Below are 14,204 nucleotides of genomic sequence, written 5' to 3'. Positions count from 1 at the left end.
AGCTGCGAGACGAAACGAACCATGTGCGTTTCCGACCAGGCAAGTCAGGTAAAACGGAGAGTCCTGGCCCAGTGATTCCGGGGAATTTTCGAACTTTTCGATGAACTCCTTCGTCACTTCAACGGTCTCATGAGGACATGGACTTCCGCGTCGAACGGGTGCGTCTCCAACCACGGTATGAACCAACGGTAGGAGACAAGCAGACTAGCGTTCGGCAAAGAGTTCCGGTTTCGGGCGGCATGGAGCCGCACGAAGACACTTGACTCGTTTGGTAGACTTCCCGGCATTGACCGGTTGTTGGATTGCCTGCGAGTCAGCACCCTTAATCGCCTTATGGATTTGGCGATCCCCGGGCAAATCAGATTATCGTGTCGGCGACCCGCCGGGGTTGCAAGGAAAAATCGGACACGCACGATCAAGCACTGGGAACTAGAGACAATGCATACCAGCTATCGTCATGTCGGACTGATCGAACTTCGCGATCAACTCACACGATTCGCACCTCGTAACAAGAAAATCGAACAAGGACTGCTCGCAGAAAAACTGCTCGGCGAACTCGTACCCGATCGCGATTATGTGATCGACTATGTTTGCTTTCGCATCACAAACTACCGCCCCGAATCCAAACTTCGTCAAACGATCCGCTCGGAAGACCTGCAGCATGATTTGCGTCTGCTGATCGAGGATCTCGCCGATTCAGCCGATCTGGATTCGCAATCCGCAGGCGAGCGGGTTCACACCGTCAACGATTTGGCGAAACAATTCCATGTTTCGACCAAGACGATCAGCCGGTGGCGCGAAGCCGGCCTCGTCAGCCGCAAGTTCCTGTTTGGCAAACGCAAACGTGTTGGGTTCCTGCACAGCAGCGTGGAACGGTTCATCGCCGCCAACCGGGACAAAGTCCGCCGTGGCGAGCGTTTCAGCCAACTCAGCAGCGACGAGAAGACCGAGATGATCGAGCGTGCTCGGCAATTGGCCGAGGGCGGTGCGAGCTTGTCGGAGGTGACCGTGCAATTGGCTCAGCAAATGAACCGATCGCCCGAAACGATCCGTTACACGCTGAAGAATTTCGATGCCCAGAACCAGAAACTCGCGATCTTCCCGCATCACCGTGAATCGCTGACCGAGGAAGACAAACGGGTCGTCGCCCAGCTCCACGCTCACGGCGCCACCATTCCTCAACTGTGCAAACGCTTCAAACGCACCCGCTCGAGCATCCGCCGGATCCTCGACGAAGTTCGGATGCAGCAATTGTCTGAACTGCCGCTCGACCACATCTACAACGAGGATTTCGAAGACCTCAGCCGAGAGTCCGAGTACCTCGCCGAGATGCCGGAAGCCACCGCGTCACGCAAAGTGCGTCCGCCTGCGGACTTGCCCAGCTATCTGGCGGCACTTTACGACGTCGCGTTGCTCAACCGCGAGCAAGAAGGCCACCTGTTCCGCAAGATGAACTACCTCAAACACCGCGCCGGTGTTTTGCGTGACGAGTTGATCGCCAGCGGCCAGAGCAGCAGCGAAACGATGGACAAAATCCAATCGCTCTACGAAGACGCTGTCCGAGTGAAGAACAAGATCGTCCAAGCTAACTTGCGTTTGGTCGTCTCGATCGCCAAACGACACGTCGCTAGCAGTGAAGACTTCTTTTCGCTGATCAGCGACGGCAACATGTCGCTGATCCGTGCGGTCGAGAAGTTCGACTACTCGCGTGGTAACAAGTTCAGCACGTACGCAACGTGGGCGATCATGAAGAACTTCGCTCGCACGATTCCAAAGGAATTCCGTCACCGCGATCGCTTCCGCACCAGCGGTGAAGAGGTCTTCGTGGGCCATCAAGACGAACGTCTCGACCCGTACACGGAAGAGACCGTCCAACGCCAACGTCAACGTGAGTTGGCTCGGATCTTGGATCGTTTGGACGAACGTGAGCAGAAGATCATTTCGGCTCGCTTCGGTCTCCAACGCGGTGCCGAACCGTTGACATTGAAGGAAGTCGGCGCCGAGATGGGCGTGACCAAAGAACGCGTTCGCCAACTCGAAGCTCGGGCCCTAAGCAAACTCCGCGACGCGGCCCGTGAAGCCAAAATCGACGTCGAACTCGGGGCAGGCTGAGGTACGCGAGCGAACGTCTTCCGGTCCAGGTATGTGGCTCGTGCGGATCCAATCCGCCAACGCGATCTCGAGCCTGCGAAACGATGGCACGCACATACGCGCTGGCCCCACCACAATCCGGTCTTCCGAGATCCGGTAATATTGGATACGCCGTTCGAGAAAGCACCCTAGTCCCCGCAAACTGCGTTAATCACCCTGCCACTGGCTTGCCTTGTGCAAGTAAACCGAGGCAGTCGGCACATTCAATGTGCCGGCTGCCTTTTTCTTTTTCTGTCTTGGTGCCATCGGGGTGATCTGCTAATTTCCGTTTCCTCGCCGGGGACACCAGGATGGTTTCCGAAACCGACGATAAAAACTTCATTGCACCGGAAGGGAGTCCGACGTGGAACACACAAAACAAGCGACCAAAACCGCCCACATCCGCTGGATGATCCGTCGTGATATGCCAGACGTGTTGGGCATCGAAAGTGATTGTTTCGAGTTTTCGTGGACCGAGGATGATTTCATCCGTTGCCTTCGCCAACGAAACTGCATCGGCATGGTTGCCGAGTGTGATGACCGCGTCGTCGGGTTCATGATCTATGAACTGCACAAGAACCGCCTGCACATCCTGAACTTCGCCGTACACAGCGATTACCGTCGCCAAGGCATCGGTAACGTCATGATGCAAAAACTGCTCGGCAAGCTTTCCCAAGAGCGGCGAAACCGCATCATGCTCGAAGTTCGCGAAACGAACCTCGAAGCTCAGTTGTTCTTCAAGAACCTCGGCTTCAAAGCGATTTCGGTTCTGCGTGACTTCTATGACGACGCCACCGAAGACGCGTACCTCATGCAATTCCGTTATCAGCCGACCGCCGAAGAACTCGCCCAACCGCACAACCGCATCACACGTATGGCTGGCTAACGAGACGTCGCTTCCACCTGCATCTTTGCAGACATACCGGAACGCCCAAGGACTACCCGACTCCGCCGGATTAAACTGTTCTGATTCATCGACTACCCTCCGCCAACTCAGTTGACGGAGGGTATTTTTCTGCGCGGATGCCTAGATCATCCCCTAAAACGATGTAGCCGATATCCGCGAAAATCGCGTGCTTGCATAGGATGCGAGATAAATTCGCCGCGGTGTCTCAAAAAAGCACACTCGTGGATTGAAAGGATTTAGACTGTCGGCGACGACTTCGTCCTTTCCCACCCCAAGAGGCTCCCGCCCATGATTCGCACGCTGTGTATCGCATTCCTTTCGGCCATTTGTTTTTTGACCTCAGTATCAAATTCTTACGGACAGATGGTTGATGTTTGGTTTGGCACCTCGACCGGTCGAGGGAGTGACAGCCGCGGGATCTATTACGCGACCTTCAACACGGAGACGGGAAAGCTGACGCCAACGACACTTGCTGCGGAAATCCAAAACCCCGGTTTCTTGGCGATGCATCCCGATGGAAAGACCCTCTACGCCACGGGCCGCCCAGCAAACAGCTCGGTCACTTCCGGCGATGCGGTGTCGGCATTTCGAATCACGGGCGAAGTCGGAAAAGCGAAACTCGAGTACATCGGATCGGCACCAACGGGAGACGGCGGGGCAGCTCATGTCTCGACGGACCGAGTAGGCAAAGTGTTAATGTCGGCGCAATACGGTGGCGGCTCAACGTCGCTCTATGGTCTTGCCGACGACGGCTCGATCAAAGGACTCGCGGAAGTGAAAGAACATTCCGAATTGCTGCCTAAGGCCGGTTCTGGAGTGGTTCCCAACCGCCAGGACACACCGCACGCGCACTGGACGGGCACATCACCTGACAACCGTTTCGCGTTTGTACCTGACCTGGGAATGGATCGGGTTGTCATCTGGAAACTCGATGCGGAAACTCCCGCATTGACTCCTCATGGTTTTGGTGTCTGCCCGCCCGGCGGAGGACCACGACACATGAAATTCAGCCCTGACGGGAAACGAGTTTACGTTCTCAACGAATTGGCCCTGTCGATTACCGTCTTCGATTACAACGCGGACGACGGCACGATGACTCCCGGGCAAACGATTGCGACGTTGTCCGAGGAAGTGAAAGCCAAGGAAACGTTCAATAGCGCGTCGGAAATCCGCGTTCACCCAAGCGGCCGTTTTATCTTCACCGCAAACCGAGGCCATGACAGCATCAGTGCGTTCCGGGTTGACGACGAGGGGACGCTCTCACTCACGGAAGTGGAACCGATTCGCGGAGCATGGCCTCGCAACTTTGGCATGGACCCGAGCGGCCGTTGGCTCATTGTCGTCGGTCAAGAAAGCAATACCGCGACCGTCTTCTCCATCGATGCCGAAACAGGCGAACTCACCTTCATTCGCGAGACACAGGTGGTACCGTCTTCGATTTGCGTCCTCTTCGGCGCGGCAAACTAACCCCAGCGAACAAACTCGCGGGAACGCCCTCTCAACCAACAAGATGCGTTCGGTTTACGAGTCTGGTGCAGACGACTCTTCTTGGAACCAACTGGCGTACATCATGTAGTTGTTGGCGATCTTTTCGATCATTTCTTTTGCCTGTTCCGGATCAACATCTTTGATCCGCCGAGCAGGCGTTCCGGCGTAAAGACTTCCCGGTTCAATCTTTGTTCCCTGCAGGACAACCGATCCTGCACCGATGATGGAACCTTCGCCGATGTGGGCGTGATCCAGAATGACGGAGTTGATTCCGATCAAACAGTTTTGGTCGATCCTCGCGCCGTGAACACAGACGTTATGTCCGATGGACACGTTGTCGGCGATTTCGATGACGGACTTTTGATACAGCGTGTGGAGAACCGCGCCGTCTTGAATGTTGACCTTGTTCCCAATACGGATCGAGTTGACGTCTCCGCGAATCACGGTGCTGAACCATGCCGAGCAATCGTTTCCCATGATCACATCACCGACCACGACGGCGTTCTCGGCGAAAAAGCAATTCTCGCCAAACTGAGGCGTGAATCCGCGAACGGGTTTGATAATCGGCATAGGATCGACTCGTGATCTCGGTGACTTACTCGTGGTCTAGTTTCAATGCGGCAAACAGTTGCCGTGCTCCGGCAGCAGGTGGCATTTCACCGGCGAGGACGCGTGTTTCGACATCATCGCATATTTCCTGCACACCGGGATGCGTGTGCAGCGTTTGTCTCAATCGGTCTTCCACGATCGCCCATAGCCAACGCAAATTCTGTTGACGGCGACGATGTTCGAACCGTTTGTTTTCCTTGCTCTGCTGGCACCTTTTCTCGATCGCATCCCAGACATCATCAATGCCTTCTTGTTGCAGGGCACTGCATGTCAAAATCGCGGGAGCGGCATCGCTCGCACTGCCTGAGATCGAATCTAACGCATTATGGTATTGCTGCGCGGCGAGCAACGCGGGTTTCCGATTGGCACCGTCGGCCTTGTTTACCGCAATGACATCGACCAGTTCGAGCAGACCTCGTTTGATGCCTTGCAGTTCATCTCCGGCCCCCGGCAACATGATCGCGAGGAAACAATCCGTCATCTCGGCGACCATCGTTTCACTTTGGCCGACACCGACCGTCTCGACCAGAATCACATCGTATCCGGCTGCTTCGGCGACCAGCATGATCTCGCGGGTTTTGTTCGCGACGCCGCCAAGGGTCCCTGCCGACGGCGAAGGACGGATGAACGCATTTTGCTCGGCGGCGAGTTTCCCCATGCGAGTTTTGTCACCCAGGATACTGCCACCGGTGATCCCACTCGATGGATCAACGGCCAACACCGCTACACGGAGACCTTTCGCAACGAGTAACAACCCGAGTGCTTCAATAAACGTGCTCTTACCCGCACCAGGTGCGCCCGTGATGCCGATCCGCAATCCGCCGCCGGTATGCGGCATCAAACGGGTCAGCAATTCTTCGGCGACGGGGATGTGCCGCGCACTGCTCGATTCGACGAGCGTGAACGCTCGCGCGAGCATGGAGACGTTTTGACCACGAACCCCGTCGAAATAGTCATCTGCTGTGATGATTCGGCGACGACTCATGCGGAAACGTCGTCGATTTTGATATCGAGCTCGAGTTCCTCGGCCAGTCGTTTCAGCAGCGCCGCGGCGGCTTCACTGATTACCGTGCCCGGACCGAACACAGCAGCCGCGCCGGCTTCATACAACGTGTCGTAATCCTGAGGCGGGATCACACCACCGGCAACGATCATGATGTCCTCGCGATCCAGTGCCGCCAATTCATCACGCAGTTGAGGCACGAGAGTCAGGTGACCGGCCGCGAGCGAACTGACGCCAACGATATGCACGTCGTTTTCAACAGCCTGCTTTGCGGTTTCGGCGGGCGTGCGGAACAACGACCCGATGTCAACATCGAACCCGAGGTCAGCAAACGCGGACGCGATGACCTTCTGCCCTCGATCGTGTCCGTCCTGGCCCATCTTCGCAACCAGAATCCGAGGTCGTCGCCCTTCGGCTTTCTCGAACGCCGTCACCAATCGTTGCACTGCTTGAACCGACACGTTTCCTTCCGTTTCACTTGCGTAGACTCCCCGGACCGCTTGGACCGGTGCTTCGTAACGCCCATAAACTGATTCGAGGGCATCGCTCATTTCACCCACGGTCGCTTTCGCACGAGCGGCAGCGACGGCGGCTTCCAAAAGGTTCTTACTCGAGTCGTTTGCGGCGGCACGTAGATCGGCGAGTCGTTGATCGACCTCGTTTTGATCTCGGTCCTCACGCAACCGTTTCAGGCTGGCAATTTGAGATTCCCGCACGGCGGTGTTGTCCACCGAGAGAACCTTCAAGTCATCTTCTTTGGCGAGTCGGTATTTGTTCATACCGATCACGGTTTGCTGCCCCGAATCGATTCGAGCTTGCGTCCGAGCGGCGGCTTCTTCAATCCGCATTTTCGGAATCCCCGCCTGGATGGCCTTGGTCATTCCGCCTGCCGCTTCGACTTCGGCGAGGTGTTCCCACGCTCGCTGAGCCAGATCATGCGTCAGTTTTTCGACATAGTAACTGCCCGCCCACGCGTCGACGACGTCGCAGGTATCCGTTTCCTGTTGCAGGAACAACTGCGTATTACGTGCGATCCGGGCGGAGAAGTCCGTCGGCAACGCGATCGCTTCGTCGAGTGCGTTGGTGTGCAACGACTGCGTGTGCCCGTGTGTGGCCGCCATGGCTTCCACACAAGTACGAATCACGTTGTTGTAAACGTCTTGAGCGACAAGACTCCAACCACTCGTTTGGCTGTGCGTTCGCAGCGACAAACTCTTGGGTTGTTTTGGGTTGAACTGTTTGATCAGCTTCGCCCAAATCATTCGGGCCGCTCGCAATTTGGCGACCTCCATGTAGTAGTTCATCCCGATGCCCCAGAAGAAGGACAGTCGCGGACAAAAGGCATCCACGTCCAGGTTTGCTTGAATCCCGGTCTTAACGTATTCCAGCCCATCGGCGAGCGTGTAGGCGAGTTCCAAGTCGGCCGTCGCACCGGCTTCCTGCATGTGATAGCCACTGATGCTGATGCTGTTAAAGCGAGGCATCAAACGACTGGTGTAGTCGAAGATATCCGCGATGATCCGAATACTCGGTTCGGGCGGATAAATGTAAGTGTTCCGGACCATGAACTCCTTCAGAATGTCATTCTGAATCGTTCCGGAAAGCTTCTCCGGCGCAACACCTTGTTCTTCGGCGGCGACAATATACAACGCCATCACCGGCAAGACGGCACCGTTCATTGTCATCGAGACGCTCATTTCGTCGAGCGGGATGCCATCGAACAGTGTCCGCATGTCGTAGATACTGTCGATCGCGACGCCCGCCATGCCGACGTCCCCCGCGACTCGCGGGTGATCCGAATCGTAACCACGGTGGGTCGCCAAATCGAATGCGATCGACAACCCTTTCTGACCGGCGGAAAGGTTCCGGCGGTAGAACGCATTGGACTCTTTTGCGGTCGAGAATCCCGCGTATTGCCGGACCGTCCAAGGACGCATCACGTACATCGTCGGATAGGGACCGCGAAGAAAAGGTGCAAACCCTGGCATCGTTTCAAGGTGATCGACGTCCGAAAGGTCGGACGAGGTATAGAGCCCCTTGATCGGAATCTGTTCGTTCGTCTTCCAGTTCAAACGGGACGGGTCACCGCCGATCGCGTCGGCCCAGTTTTCTTTCGTGGTCGCCTTCGCCGCCTGCTCGGATTGCAGGGGCACATCGGCGAAGTTCGGTAGTTTGGTGGCGTTGGTCGTAGTCATGATTAGAGTACCCCCTCTTGTGCTAGTAACTCGCGGAGCGTGCCGAGCACGTCGCACTTCATAAAGATAAATCGATCGACACCCGCTTTCCGCCACGTGTCTTCATTCGCACCGGGGAAACCGGCGACGATAACGTTGCGAGCACCAGCCTGTTTCAAAGCCTGAGCGACGGGAACAACCATGTCCGCGTAAAGTTTGTCAGACGAACAGATCACCGCGATATTTGCTTCACTGGCCTTGAACGCCGCAACGGCGGCCTCAGCGTCCGCACACGACTCGCTGGCGATGGTGTCGAATCCTCCCGCCTCGAAGAAGTTCTTCGAGAAAGTCGCACGGGCGGTGAAGTGAGCAACCGGTCCCATGTTCGCGAGGAACACATGAGGACGGTGTCCTTCCTTCTCCATCCACAGATCACTCGCATCCCGCAGTTCTTCAAACGGCTGTGCGAAGGCGTGCGGTTCGATCGGTTGAATCGTGGTCGCCTCCTCTTCAAACCCAAGGACACCGGCGATTTGAGATATCGATGCTCCCATGTCGGCGGCATCGAATGCCATCTCTACTCGCGAAGAGATCCCCGCGAGTTGTTCGAGAGCGACACCCGATTTGTCTTGGGCCGCTGCCCGCGTCGATGCATCGCTTCGCAACGCATCGAGGTCCGGTGGGACATTTTCGACACGCTGTTCGGTGAGATTGGGAAATTCACTCACGCCCGTGATGCCTTCTTTGCGAGACGCGATGTCCTTGGCTCGAGGTGCGTAGGCGGTGTCGAGTTGTTCTCGGATGTGATCGCTCATCAAGGCCGCGAGCATCCCGCCTTCACGTTCGATGCTCTGGAACACCTCCCAGCCTTTTTCGGAAACGTCTTTGGTGAGTTTCTCGATAAACCAACTGCCACCGGCGGGATCGAGCACGCGGTGCAGGTGAGATTCTTCTTGCAGGACCAACACGGTATTACGGGCGATTCGGCGACTGAAGTCATCCGGTAATCGCGACGCATGATCGAACGGCAAAGAAGTGACGCTTTCAACGCCGCCAACAATCGCGGCAAACATCGCGACGCTATTTCGCAGCAAATTAACGTAGGGGTCACGTTGAGTCATCACACGGTTGCTGGTGCGGGCATGTATCCGCATGCCAACCGGCGGACATCCCGACGCTTCCAAAACACGAGACCAAAGCATCCGGGCGGCCCGAATCTTTGCAATCGCTAAGAAGTGGTGTGTCCCTAAACTCATTCGAAAACAGATTTGCCGGGCGGCGTCTTCCATCGACATCCCCGCCCCAGTCATGGCTCGCAAATATTCAACCGCCGTGGACATCGCCATCGCGATATCTTGAGCCGCGGTGGCCCCCGAATCGTGGTAAGGCGATGTATCAACAACAACGGTGGTGACCTTCGGATAATTGTCTTTGGTCCACTGCGCCAGTTCCGCCAAATCGGCTAACGCTCTCTCCGGTGCAACGGGAAGTTCTCCGTCGCGAGCCAGCGCGGCCAGCGGATCAGCGTTGAATGATCCTCGTGCGGCGGCGTCTCCGATCCCACGTTTCTTCCACACCGCGGCGAGCGTTGCGGCCGCTGGCAAGAAGGCGGCACCAGCATCGATTGCCACGTCAAGAAGATCGACGTGAACGCCAGCGAGTGCGGCGTCGAGGTCATCGGCGCCCGCGACCATCACACCGTCCTGGCCGCCAAGATGGGCGTATTGAGGATCGTCCACTCCAAAACCGTGCCGGGCAGCAAGGTCGAGCCGCAACAGCAACGATGTCACGCCACCCGCTAGGTCACCCAGGATGGCCTCGTTGGTCTTTTTGATATCCGGATGGGCGTGTTCCTGACGCAGATCCATCCCACACATGACGGGCCCCTGCGGATGGGAACCACGCACGAAAGGAGCGAAACCCGGCATCCCCGCCGCATCCTCGCCGAGGTCGTCACGCGACGTGTAGACAGGCTGGACATCGATGCCCTCGTACGTATGCGAAACAAGTTTGCGTTCGAAGGGAGCTCCTTTTAAGTCCGCTTCGACGGTCGCCCGCCAGGTATCGTAATCAACAGGCGGAAAATCATCCGCGATCGTGAGTTCAGGTATCGTTGACATGCTTTGGTCTCTCATGGATGTAGCCGTTCGTTGTGGTCGATCGTTCTTACTCATTGATGAACCACAACATCAACTGTTTATTGGGGTGGTTGGCACAACTCGGTCAAAACGCCGCAGCTACTCTTGGGATGGATAAACGCTATTTTCATGTGGTGAGCCCCCGGACGCGGTGTTTCATCAATCATCCGCAACCCTTCGGCTTGCAGTTCAGAGATGCGGGCGGGAAGGTCATCTACCGTGAAGGCCATGTGATGCATTCCTTCACCACGTTTTTCGATAAACTTCGCAATCGGGCTCTCAGGATCGGTCGGCTCGAGCAGTTCCAAACGAACGTCGTTGATCTTGTAAAACGCAACACGAACTTTCTGACTCGGAACTTCTTCGACGCCTTCGAATTCGGCACCCAACGTGTCAGCGTAAAAGGCTTTCTGGTCATCTAGTGACCGCACGGCGATTCCAATGTGATTTAGAGATTGAACCGGTTTCATGAGCCTTTTCCTTTTTTGCAGTGATAAGAAGCGTCTTGCAGGCGTGGGCTGCGTTAGCGATGGGGGCATTCTGGGTTATGCCACGGCTGTGTAAAGGCAATGCGTCAATGTGAAGCACACCGTCATCGGGAACGTCGTTTCAAGAGCGGTTCCCATAACAATCGTTGCAAGAACTCGCATCACGAAACACTCTCCACGTCCACAATCCATTCGCACGAACCTCGTGACCGCCGAACCTCTCTGGAATAACACCCGCTCATTCTAAGGCCAACCGGAACGTCGTTGGGCGTCGAACGAGATGAAGATTGCACTTCACGAACACCGTTCACCATTCGCGTCTCCGTCGTAGGTGCAGGATGCTTCGCTGCGTCGTGCAAGATGCTCGGGTGACTCGGTGCGAAACCGGTCGTGTCTGGCCTTGAGGGCTTTCCTTTCCGTGGGTTGACCTATTATGTCGCAGAACAATCAAGGCTCAGGACAATTCCTGTTTTGGGACGGAGGCCCGCCGCGACGGTTTGCCGCTCCTCTCATGCAACGCTCCTTGCACGCAAAAGCCGTCTTGTCCTAAGCTGCACGACCATTTCGCGAAGCTCTCACTGAATCTCCCGCAATCCATCCTTGCCAAACCAAACGTATGTCTGCTGAGTTGTCTGAAACCTGTTTGAAAACCGCCACCGCTGCCAAAAAGGCGTCCCGGGAGCTTGCGTCGCTCGATACGACGATCAAAGACCAGTGGCTGCTCGAGTCAGCGGACGCGTTGATCGCGGCGACTGACGAGATCATGACCGCCAACGAACAGGATCTCGCCGCCGCCCCAGGGTACGGGCTGACGGACGCGAGTATTGATCGGCTGCGACTCGACGCGGGTCGAATCGAAGGGATTGCCACCGGTCTGCGTGAAATCGCGGCACTGAAAGATCCCATCGGGGAAGTGCTCGACGGGTTCACCCGTCCGGGTGGAATGCGGATCGAAAAACGCCGTGTGCCATTGGGTGTGGTGTTTTTCATCTACGAAAGCCGTCCCAACGTCACCGCGGATGCCGCCGGCATTTGCGTCAAAAGCGGCAATGCGGTGATTTTGCGTGGCGGAAAAGAAGCGATGCATAGCAGCCGAGCGATCGTTGAAATTCTCGGCCGGGTGGCAGCCAAAGTCGGTGTTCCTGAAAACGCCGTCCAATTGGTGGGCACGACCGATCGAGCCGCGGTGGGCGAATTCTTGAAGATGCACGAGCTGATCGACGTCACAATCCCACGCGGTGGGGAAGGCCTGATCCGCCGCGTTGCGGCCGAGGCCACCATGCCCGTGATCAAGCATTATGACGGAAACTGCCATGTCTACGTGGACGCCAGCGCAGATATCGAAATGGCCGTCAACGTGATTGAAAACTCAAAATGCCAACGTTTGGGCGTGTGCAACGCCTGTGAATCACTGCTAATTCACGAACAGATCTTGGCCGATGCGATGCCCGCCATTGCGGAACGGTTGGCATCGCGTGGTATCGAAATGCGAGCCGACGAACGAGCCCTGCCACACATTCCTGGCGGCGTCGTAGCCACGGAGGAGGATTTCGGGACCGAATATCTAGGCCCAACGATCAGCATCGCGGTAGTCGACTCCCTGGAACAGGCCGCCGAACACATCGCCCGATACGGTTCCGGCCATACCGAGGCGATCATCACCAGTAAAATCGCGGCCGCAGAGAAATTCACGGACTTAATCGACAGTGCCGCCGTGATGGTCAACGCCAGCACGCGGTTCAATGACGGCGGAATGTTCGGATTAGGGGCCGAAATCGGAATTTCCACCGATAAGTTCCACGCTCGCGGCCCATGCGGGTTGCGTGAATTGACCAGCTACAAGTACATCGTACGTGGGAACGGTCATCTGCGAAGCTGAGGTTATTTATGTCCGACGAATCACTGAGCCAAAATCAAGTCGAAAATCTGCTTAAGGCGATGGAAACGGCCAATTTGGACGAGGACGACGCTGCAACTGAGTCCGATTCCGAAGACGCCGCGACCGAGGACGCCGTCTCAACCATGGAAGAGACCGCGAGCGTTGATTCCCCATCTGCCGATTCGCCCAGTACCGATTCGGAAGTCACCGACGAAAAAACGGACGTTGACCGCGGTCCGATGATTTCGGGCACCAAAGCACGCAGCCCGGAAGGCAAGCCCTATTCCCCCGGTGTTCAGCCCGGGGCACGTATCACCGCCTACGATTTCAAGCGGCCTGAGCGAGTCGGCAAAGACCAAATGCGGGCGATGCAGTCGCTCCACGAGTCAATCGCACGTAACTTCGGTGCATCGATCTCGGGCCTGCTGCGGACCATGCTCGAGGTCAAACTGCTCAGTGTCGATCAATTGACGTACAGCGAATTCGTGTTTTCGCTGGACAACCCGAGTTGCTTCAACATCATCAAACCCTCGCCCCTGGAAGGCCACTGGGTCCTCGACATCGCCCCCTCGCTCGCGTTTGCGATCATCGACCGGATGCTCGGCGGCGATCCGGTACCAGGGGAAACGATCCGCCGGCCTCTCACCGAGATCGAAACCCGACTGATGTGCCGCGTGGTCGATTTGTTTCTAGAACAGATTGTCCCGGCCTGGGAAAACGTCATTAAGTTGGAACCGGTGATTGAATCCACCGAGAGCAATCCACAACTGGCGCAAATCGTTCCTCCCAACGAAGTCGCGATTTTGATCGGATTCGAAGTTCTGCTCGGCAAAAACCGAGGCATGATGAACTTGTGCATCCCCTTCAACTCGATCGAAAAATACAACACAAAACTCTCTCGCAACGGCTGGGTCGGCTACGGCAAAAGCAAACCCACCGATCGCACCCGACGGAAAATCACCGACAGCATCGACACCGCAGCCGTTGACGTCGTCGTCACGCTCGCCCGCAGCCGAATCAAAACCAGCGATCTGCTCGATCTGTCGGTCGGCGATATCATCACCACGGAACAGGAAGTCGGGCAGTCACTCGAAGTCGCGATTCAGGACGTCCCCAAATTCCACGCGTCGGCGGGTGCCTACAAAGGAAAAAAGGCCGTCCAGATTCAAACGATGATGGAAACGAAACGACGAGCCGAAGAACCCGACGCCGACGAGACTCCCGCTGCGGACCCCGCCGACGAGACGCCCGCACCTCAACTCACTGAAGCCGAGGTGGCTTTGGCGAACGCGGAGAAATTGCTGGCGCAGGCGGAGAACAAATAGGGGGCGAGAAAAATCGCGAATAACGCCGGCTCCGCCGAGTTTTCCTCGCGATTCATATTGCGT

The 14,204-nt window shown here is 56.5% G+C and carries 10 protein-coding genes; 5 read left to right on the top strand and 5 right to left on the bottom strand.

Going from position 1 to position 14,204, the window contains the following annotated elements; translation table 11 throughout:
* Positions 1 to 438 precede the first annotated feature (438 nt).
* The 3 genes from FHS27_RS05370 (at position 439) to FHS27_RS05360 (ending at position 4,504) form a co-directional block, all read left to right on the top strand.
* The gene (locus FHS27_RS05370) at positions 439 to 2,112 is read left to right on the top strand and encodes a sigma-70 family RNA polymerase sigma factor (protein ID WP_184302745.1); all 1,674 of its coding nucleotides are present in this window, start codon (positions 439 to 441) and stop codon (positions 2,110 to 2,112) included.
* A gap of 427 nt (positions 2,113 to 2,539) precedes the next feature.
* Positions 2,540 to 3,016, top strand: a complete 477-nt coding sequence (gene rimI, locus FHS27_RS05365) for a ribosomal protein S18-alanine N-acetyltransferase (protein ID WP_173405316.1) — start codon at positions 2,540 to 2,542, stop codon at positions 3,014 to 3,016.
* A gap of 309 nt (positions 3,017 to 3,325) precedes the next feature.
* Positions 3,326 to 4,504, top strand: a complete 1,179-nt coding sequence (locus FHS27_RS05360; RefSeq protein ID WP_184302742.1) for a lactonase family protein — start codon at positions 3,326 to 3,328, stop codon at positions 4,502 to 4,504.
* Positions 4,505 to 4,558: 54 nt separating this feature from the next.
* Here FHS27_RS05360 and FHS27_RS05355 read toward each other — a convergent pair whose 3' ends face one another.
* The 5 genes from FHS27_RS05355 to mce form a co-directional block, all read right to left on the bottom strand.
* Complete coding sequence (locus FHS27_RS05355; protein WP_184302739.1) at positions 4,559 to 5,095, bottom strand: gamma carbonic anhydrase family protein; 537 nt, start codon at positions 5,093 to 5,095, stop codon at positions 4,559 to 4,561.
* A gap of 25 nt (positions 5,096 to 5,120) precedes the next feature.
* Positions 5,121 to 6,119, bottom strand: coding sequence for a methylmalonyl Co-A mutase-associated GTPase MeaB (gene meaB, locus FHS27_RS05350; protein ID WP_184302736.1), 999 nt, complete (start codon positions 6,117 to 6,119; stop codon positions 5,121 to 5,123).
* Positions 6,116 to 8,332, bottom strand: coding sequence for a methylmalonyl-CoA mutase (gene scpA / locus FHS27_RS05345; protein WP_184302733.1), 2,217 nt, complete (start codon positions 8,330 to 8,332; stop codon positions 6,116 to 6,118). Before scpA ends, meaB begins: the two co-directional genes overlap by 4 nt.
* A gap of 2 nt (positions 8,333 to 8,334) precedes the next feature.
* Positions 8,335 to 10,431, bottom strand: a complete 2,097-nt coding sequence (locus FHS27_RS05340) for a methylmalonyl-CoA mutase subunit beta (RefSeq protein WP_184302730.1) — start codon at positions 10,429 to 10,431, stop codon at positions 8,335 to 8,337.
* A 77-nt stretch (positions 10,432 to 10,508) separates the two neighbouring features.
* Positions 10,509 to 10,919: a methylmalonyl-CoA epimerase gene (mce, locus tag FHS27_RS05335; RefSeq protein WP_184302728.1), complete on the bottom strand. Its 411-nt coding sequence runs from the start codon at positions 10,917 to 10,919 to the stop codon at positions 10,509 to 10,511.
* 634 nt (positions 10,920 to 11,553) lie between these two features.
* On the opposite strand from mce, the gene FHS27_RS05330 reads away from it, so the two are divergent.
* Together FHS27_RS05330 and fliM are read left to right on the top strand one after the other, a co-directional pair.
* Positions 11,554 to 12,816: a glutamate-5-semialdehyde dehydrogenase gene (locus FHS27_RS05330; protein ID WP_184302725.1), complete on the top strand. Its 1,263-nt coding sequence runs from the start codon at positions 11,554 to 11,556 to the stop codon at positions 12,814 to 12,816.
* Positions 12,817 to 12,824: 8 nt separating this feature from the next.
* Positions 12,825 to 14,141 carry a flagellar motor switch protein FliM gene (gene fliM / locus FHS27_RS05325; protein ID WP_184302721.1) on the top strand — a complete coding sequence of 439 codons (1,317 nt, stop codon included), beginning with the start codon at positions 12,825 to 12,827 and terminating at the stop codon, positions 14,139 to 14,141.
* The last annotated feature ends 63 nt before the right edge of the window (positions 14,142 to 14,204 follow it).

It is taken from the genome of Aporhodopirellula rubra, assembly GCF_014192335.1.
GTDB lineage: Bacteria > Planctomycetota > Planctomycetia > Pirellulales > Pirellulaceae > Rhodopirellula > Rhodopirellula rubra.
This window is presented reverse-complemented; position numbering and strand designations above follow the sequence as displayed.

What these genes read in the sequence shown, in the direction of transcription:
- FHS27_RS05370 (WP_184302745.1), top strand. Translation starts at nt 439, where the DNA reads ATGCATACCAGCTATCGTCATGTCGGACTGATCGAACTTCGCGATCAA.
- rimI (WP_173405316.1), top strand. Translation starts at nt 2,540, where the DNA reads ATGATCCGTCGTGATATGCCAGACGTGTTGGGCATCGAAAGTGATTGT.
- FHS27_RS05360 (WP_184302742.1), top strand. Translation starts at nt 3,326, where the DNA reads ATGATTCGCACGCTGTGTATCGCATTCCTTTCGGCCATTTGTTTTTTG.
- FHS27_RS05355 (WP_184302739.1), bottom strand. Translation starts at nt 5,095, where the DNA reads ATGCCGATTATCAAACCCGTTCGCGGATTCACGCCTCAGTTTGGCGAG.
- meaB (WP_184302736.1), bottom strand. Translation starts at nt 6,119, where the DNA reads ATGAGTCGTCGCCGAATCATCACAGCAGATGACTATTTCGACGGGGTT.
- scpA (WP_184302733.1), bottom strand. Translation starts at nt 8,332, where the DNA reads ATGACTACGACCAACGCCACCAAACTACCGAACTTCGCCGATGTGCCC.
- FHS27_RS05340 (WP_184302730.1), bottom strand. Translation starts at nt 10,431, where the DNA reads ATGTCAACGATACCTGAACTCACGATCGCGGATGATTTTCCGCCTGTT.
- mce (WP_184302728.1), bottom strand. Translation starts at nt 10,919, where the DNA reads ATGAAACCGGTTCAATCTCTAAATCACATTGGAATCGCCGTGCGGTCA.
- FHS27_RS05330 (WP_184302725.1), top strand. Translation starts at nt 11,554, where the DNA reads ATGTCTGCTGAGTTGTCTGAAACCTGTTTGAAAACCGCCACCGCTGCC.
- fliM (WP_184302721.1), top strand. Translation starts at nt 12,825, where the DNA reads ATGTCCGACGAATCACTGAGCCAAAATCAAGTCGAAAATCTGCTTAAG.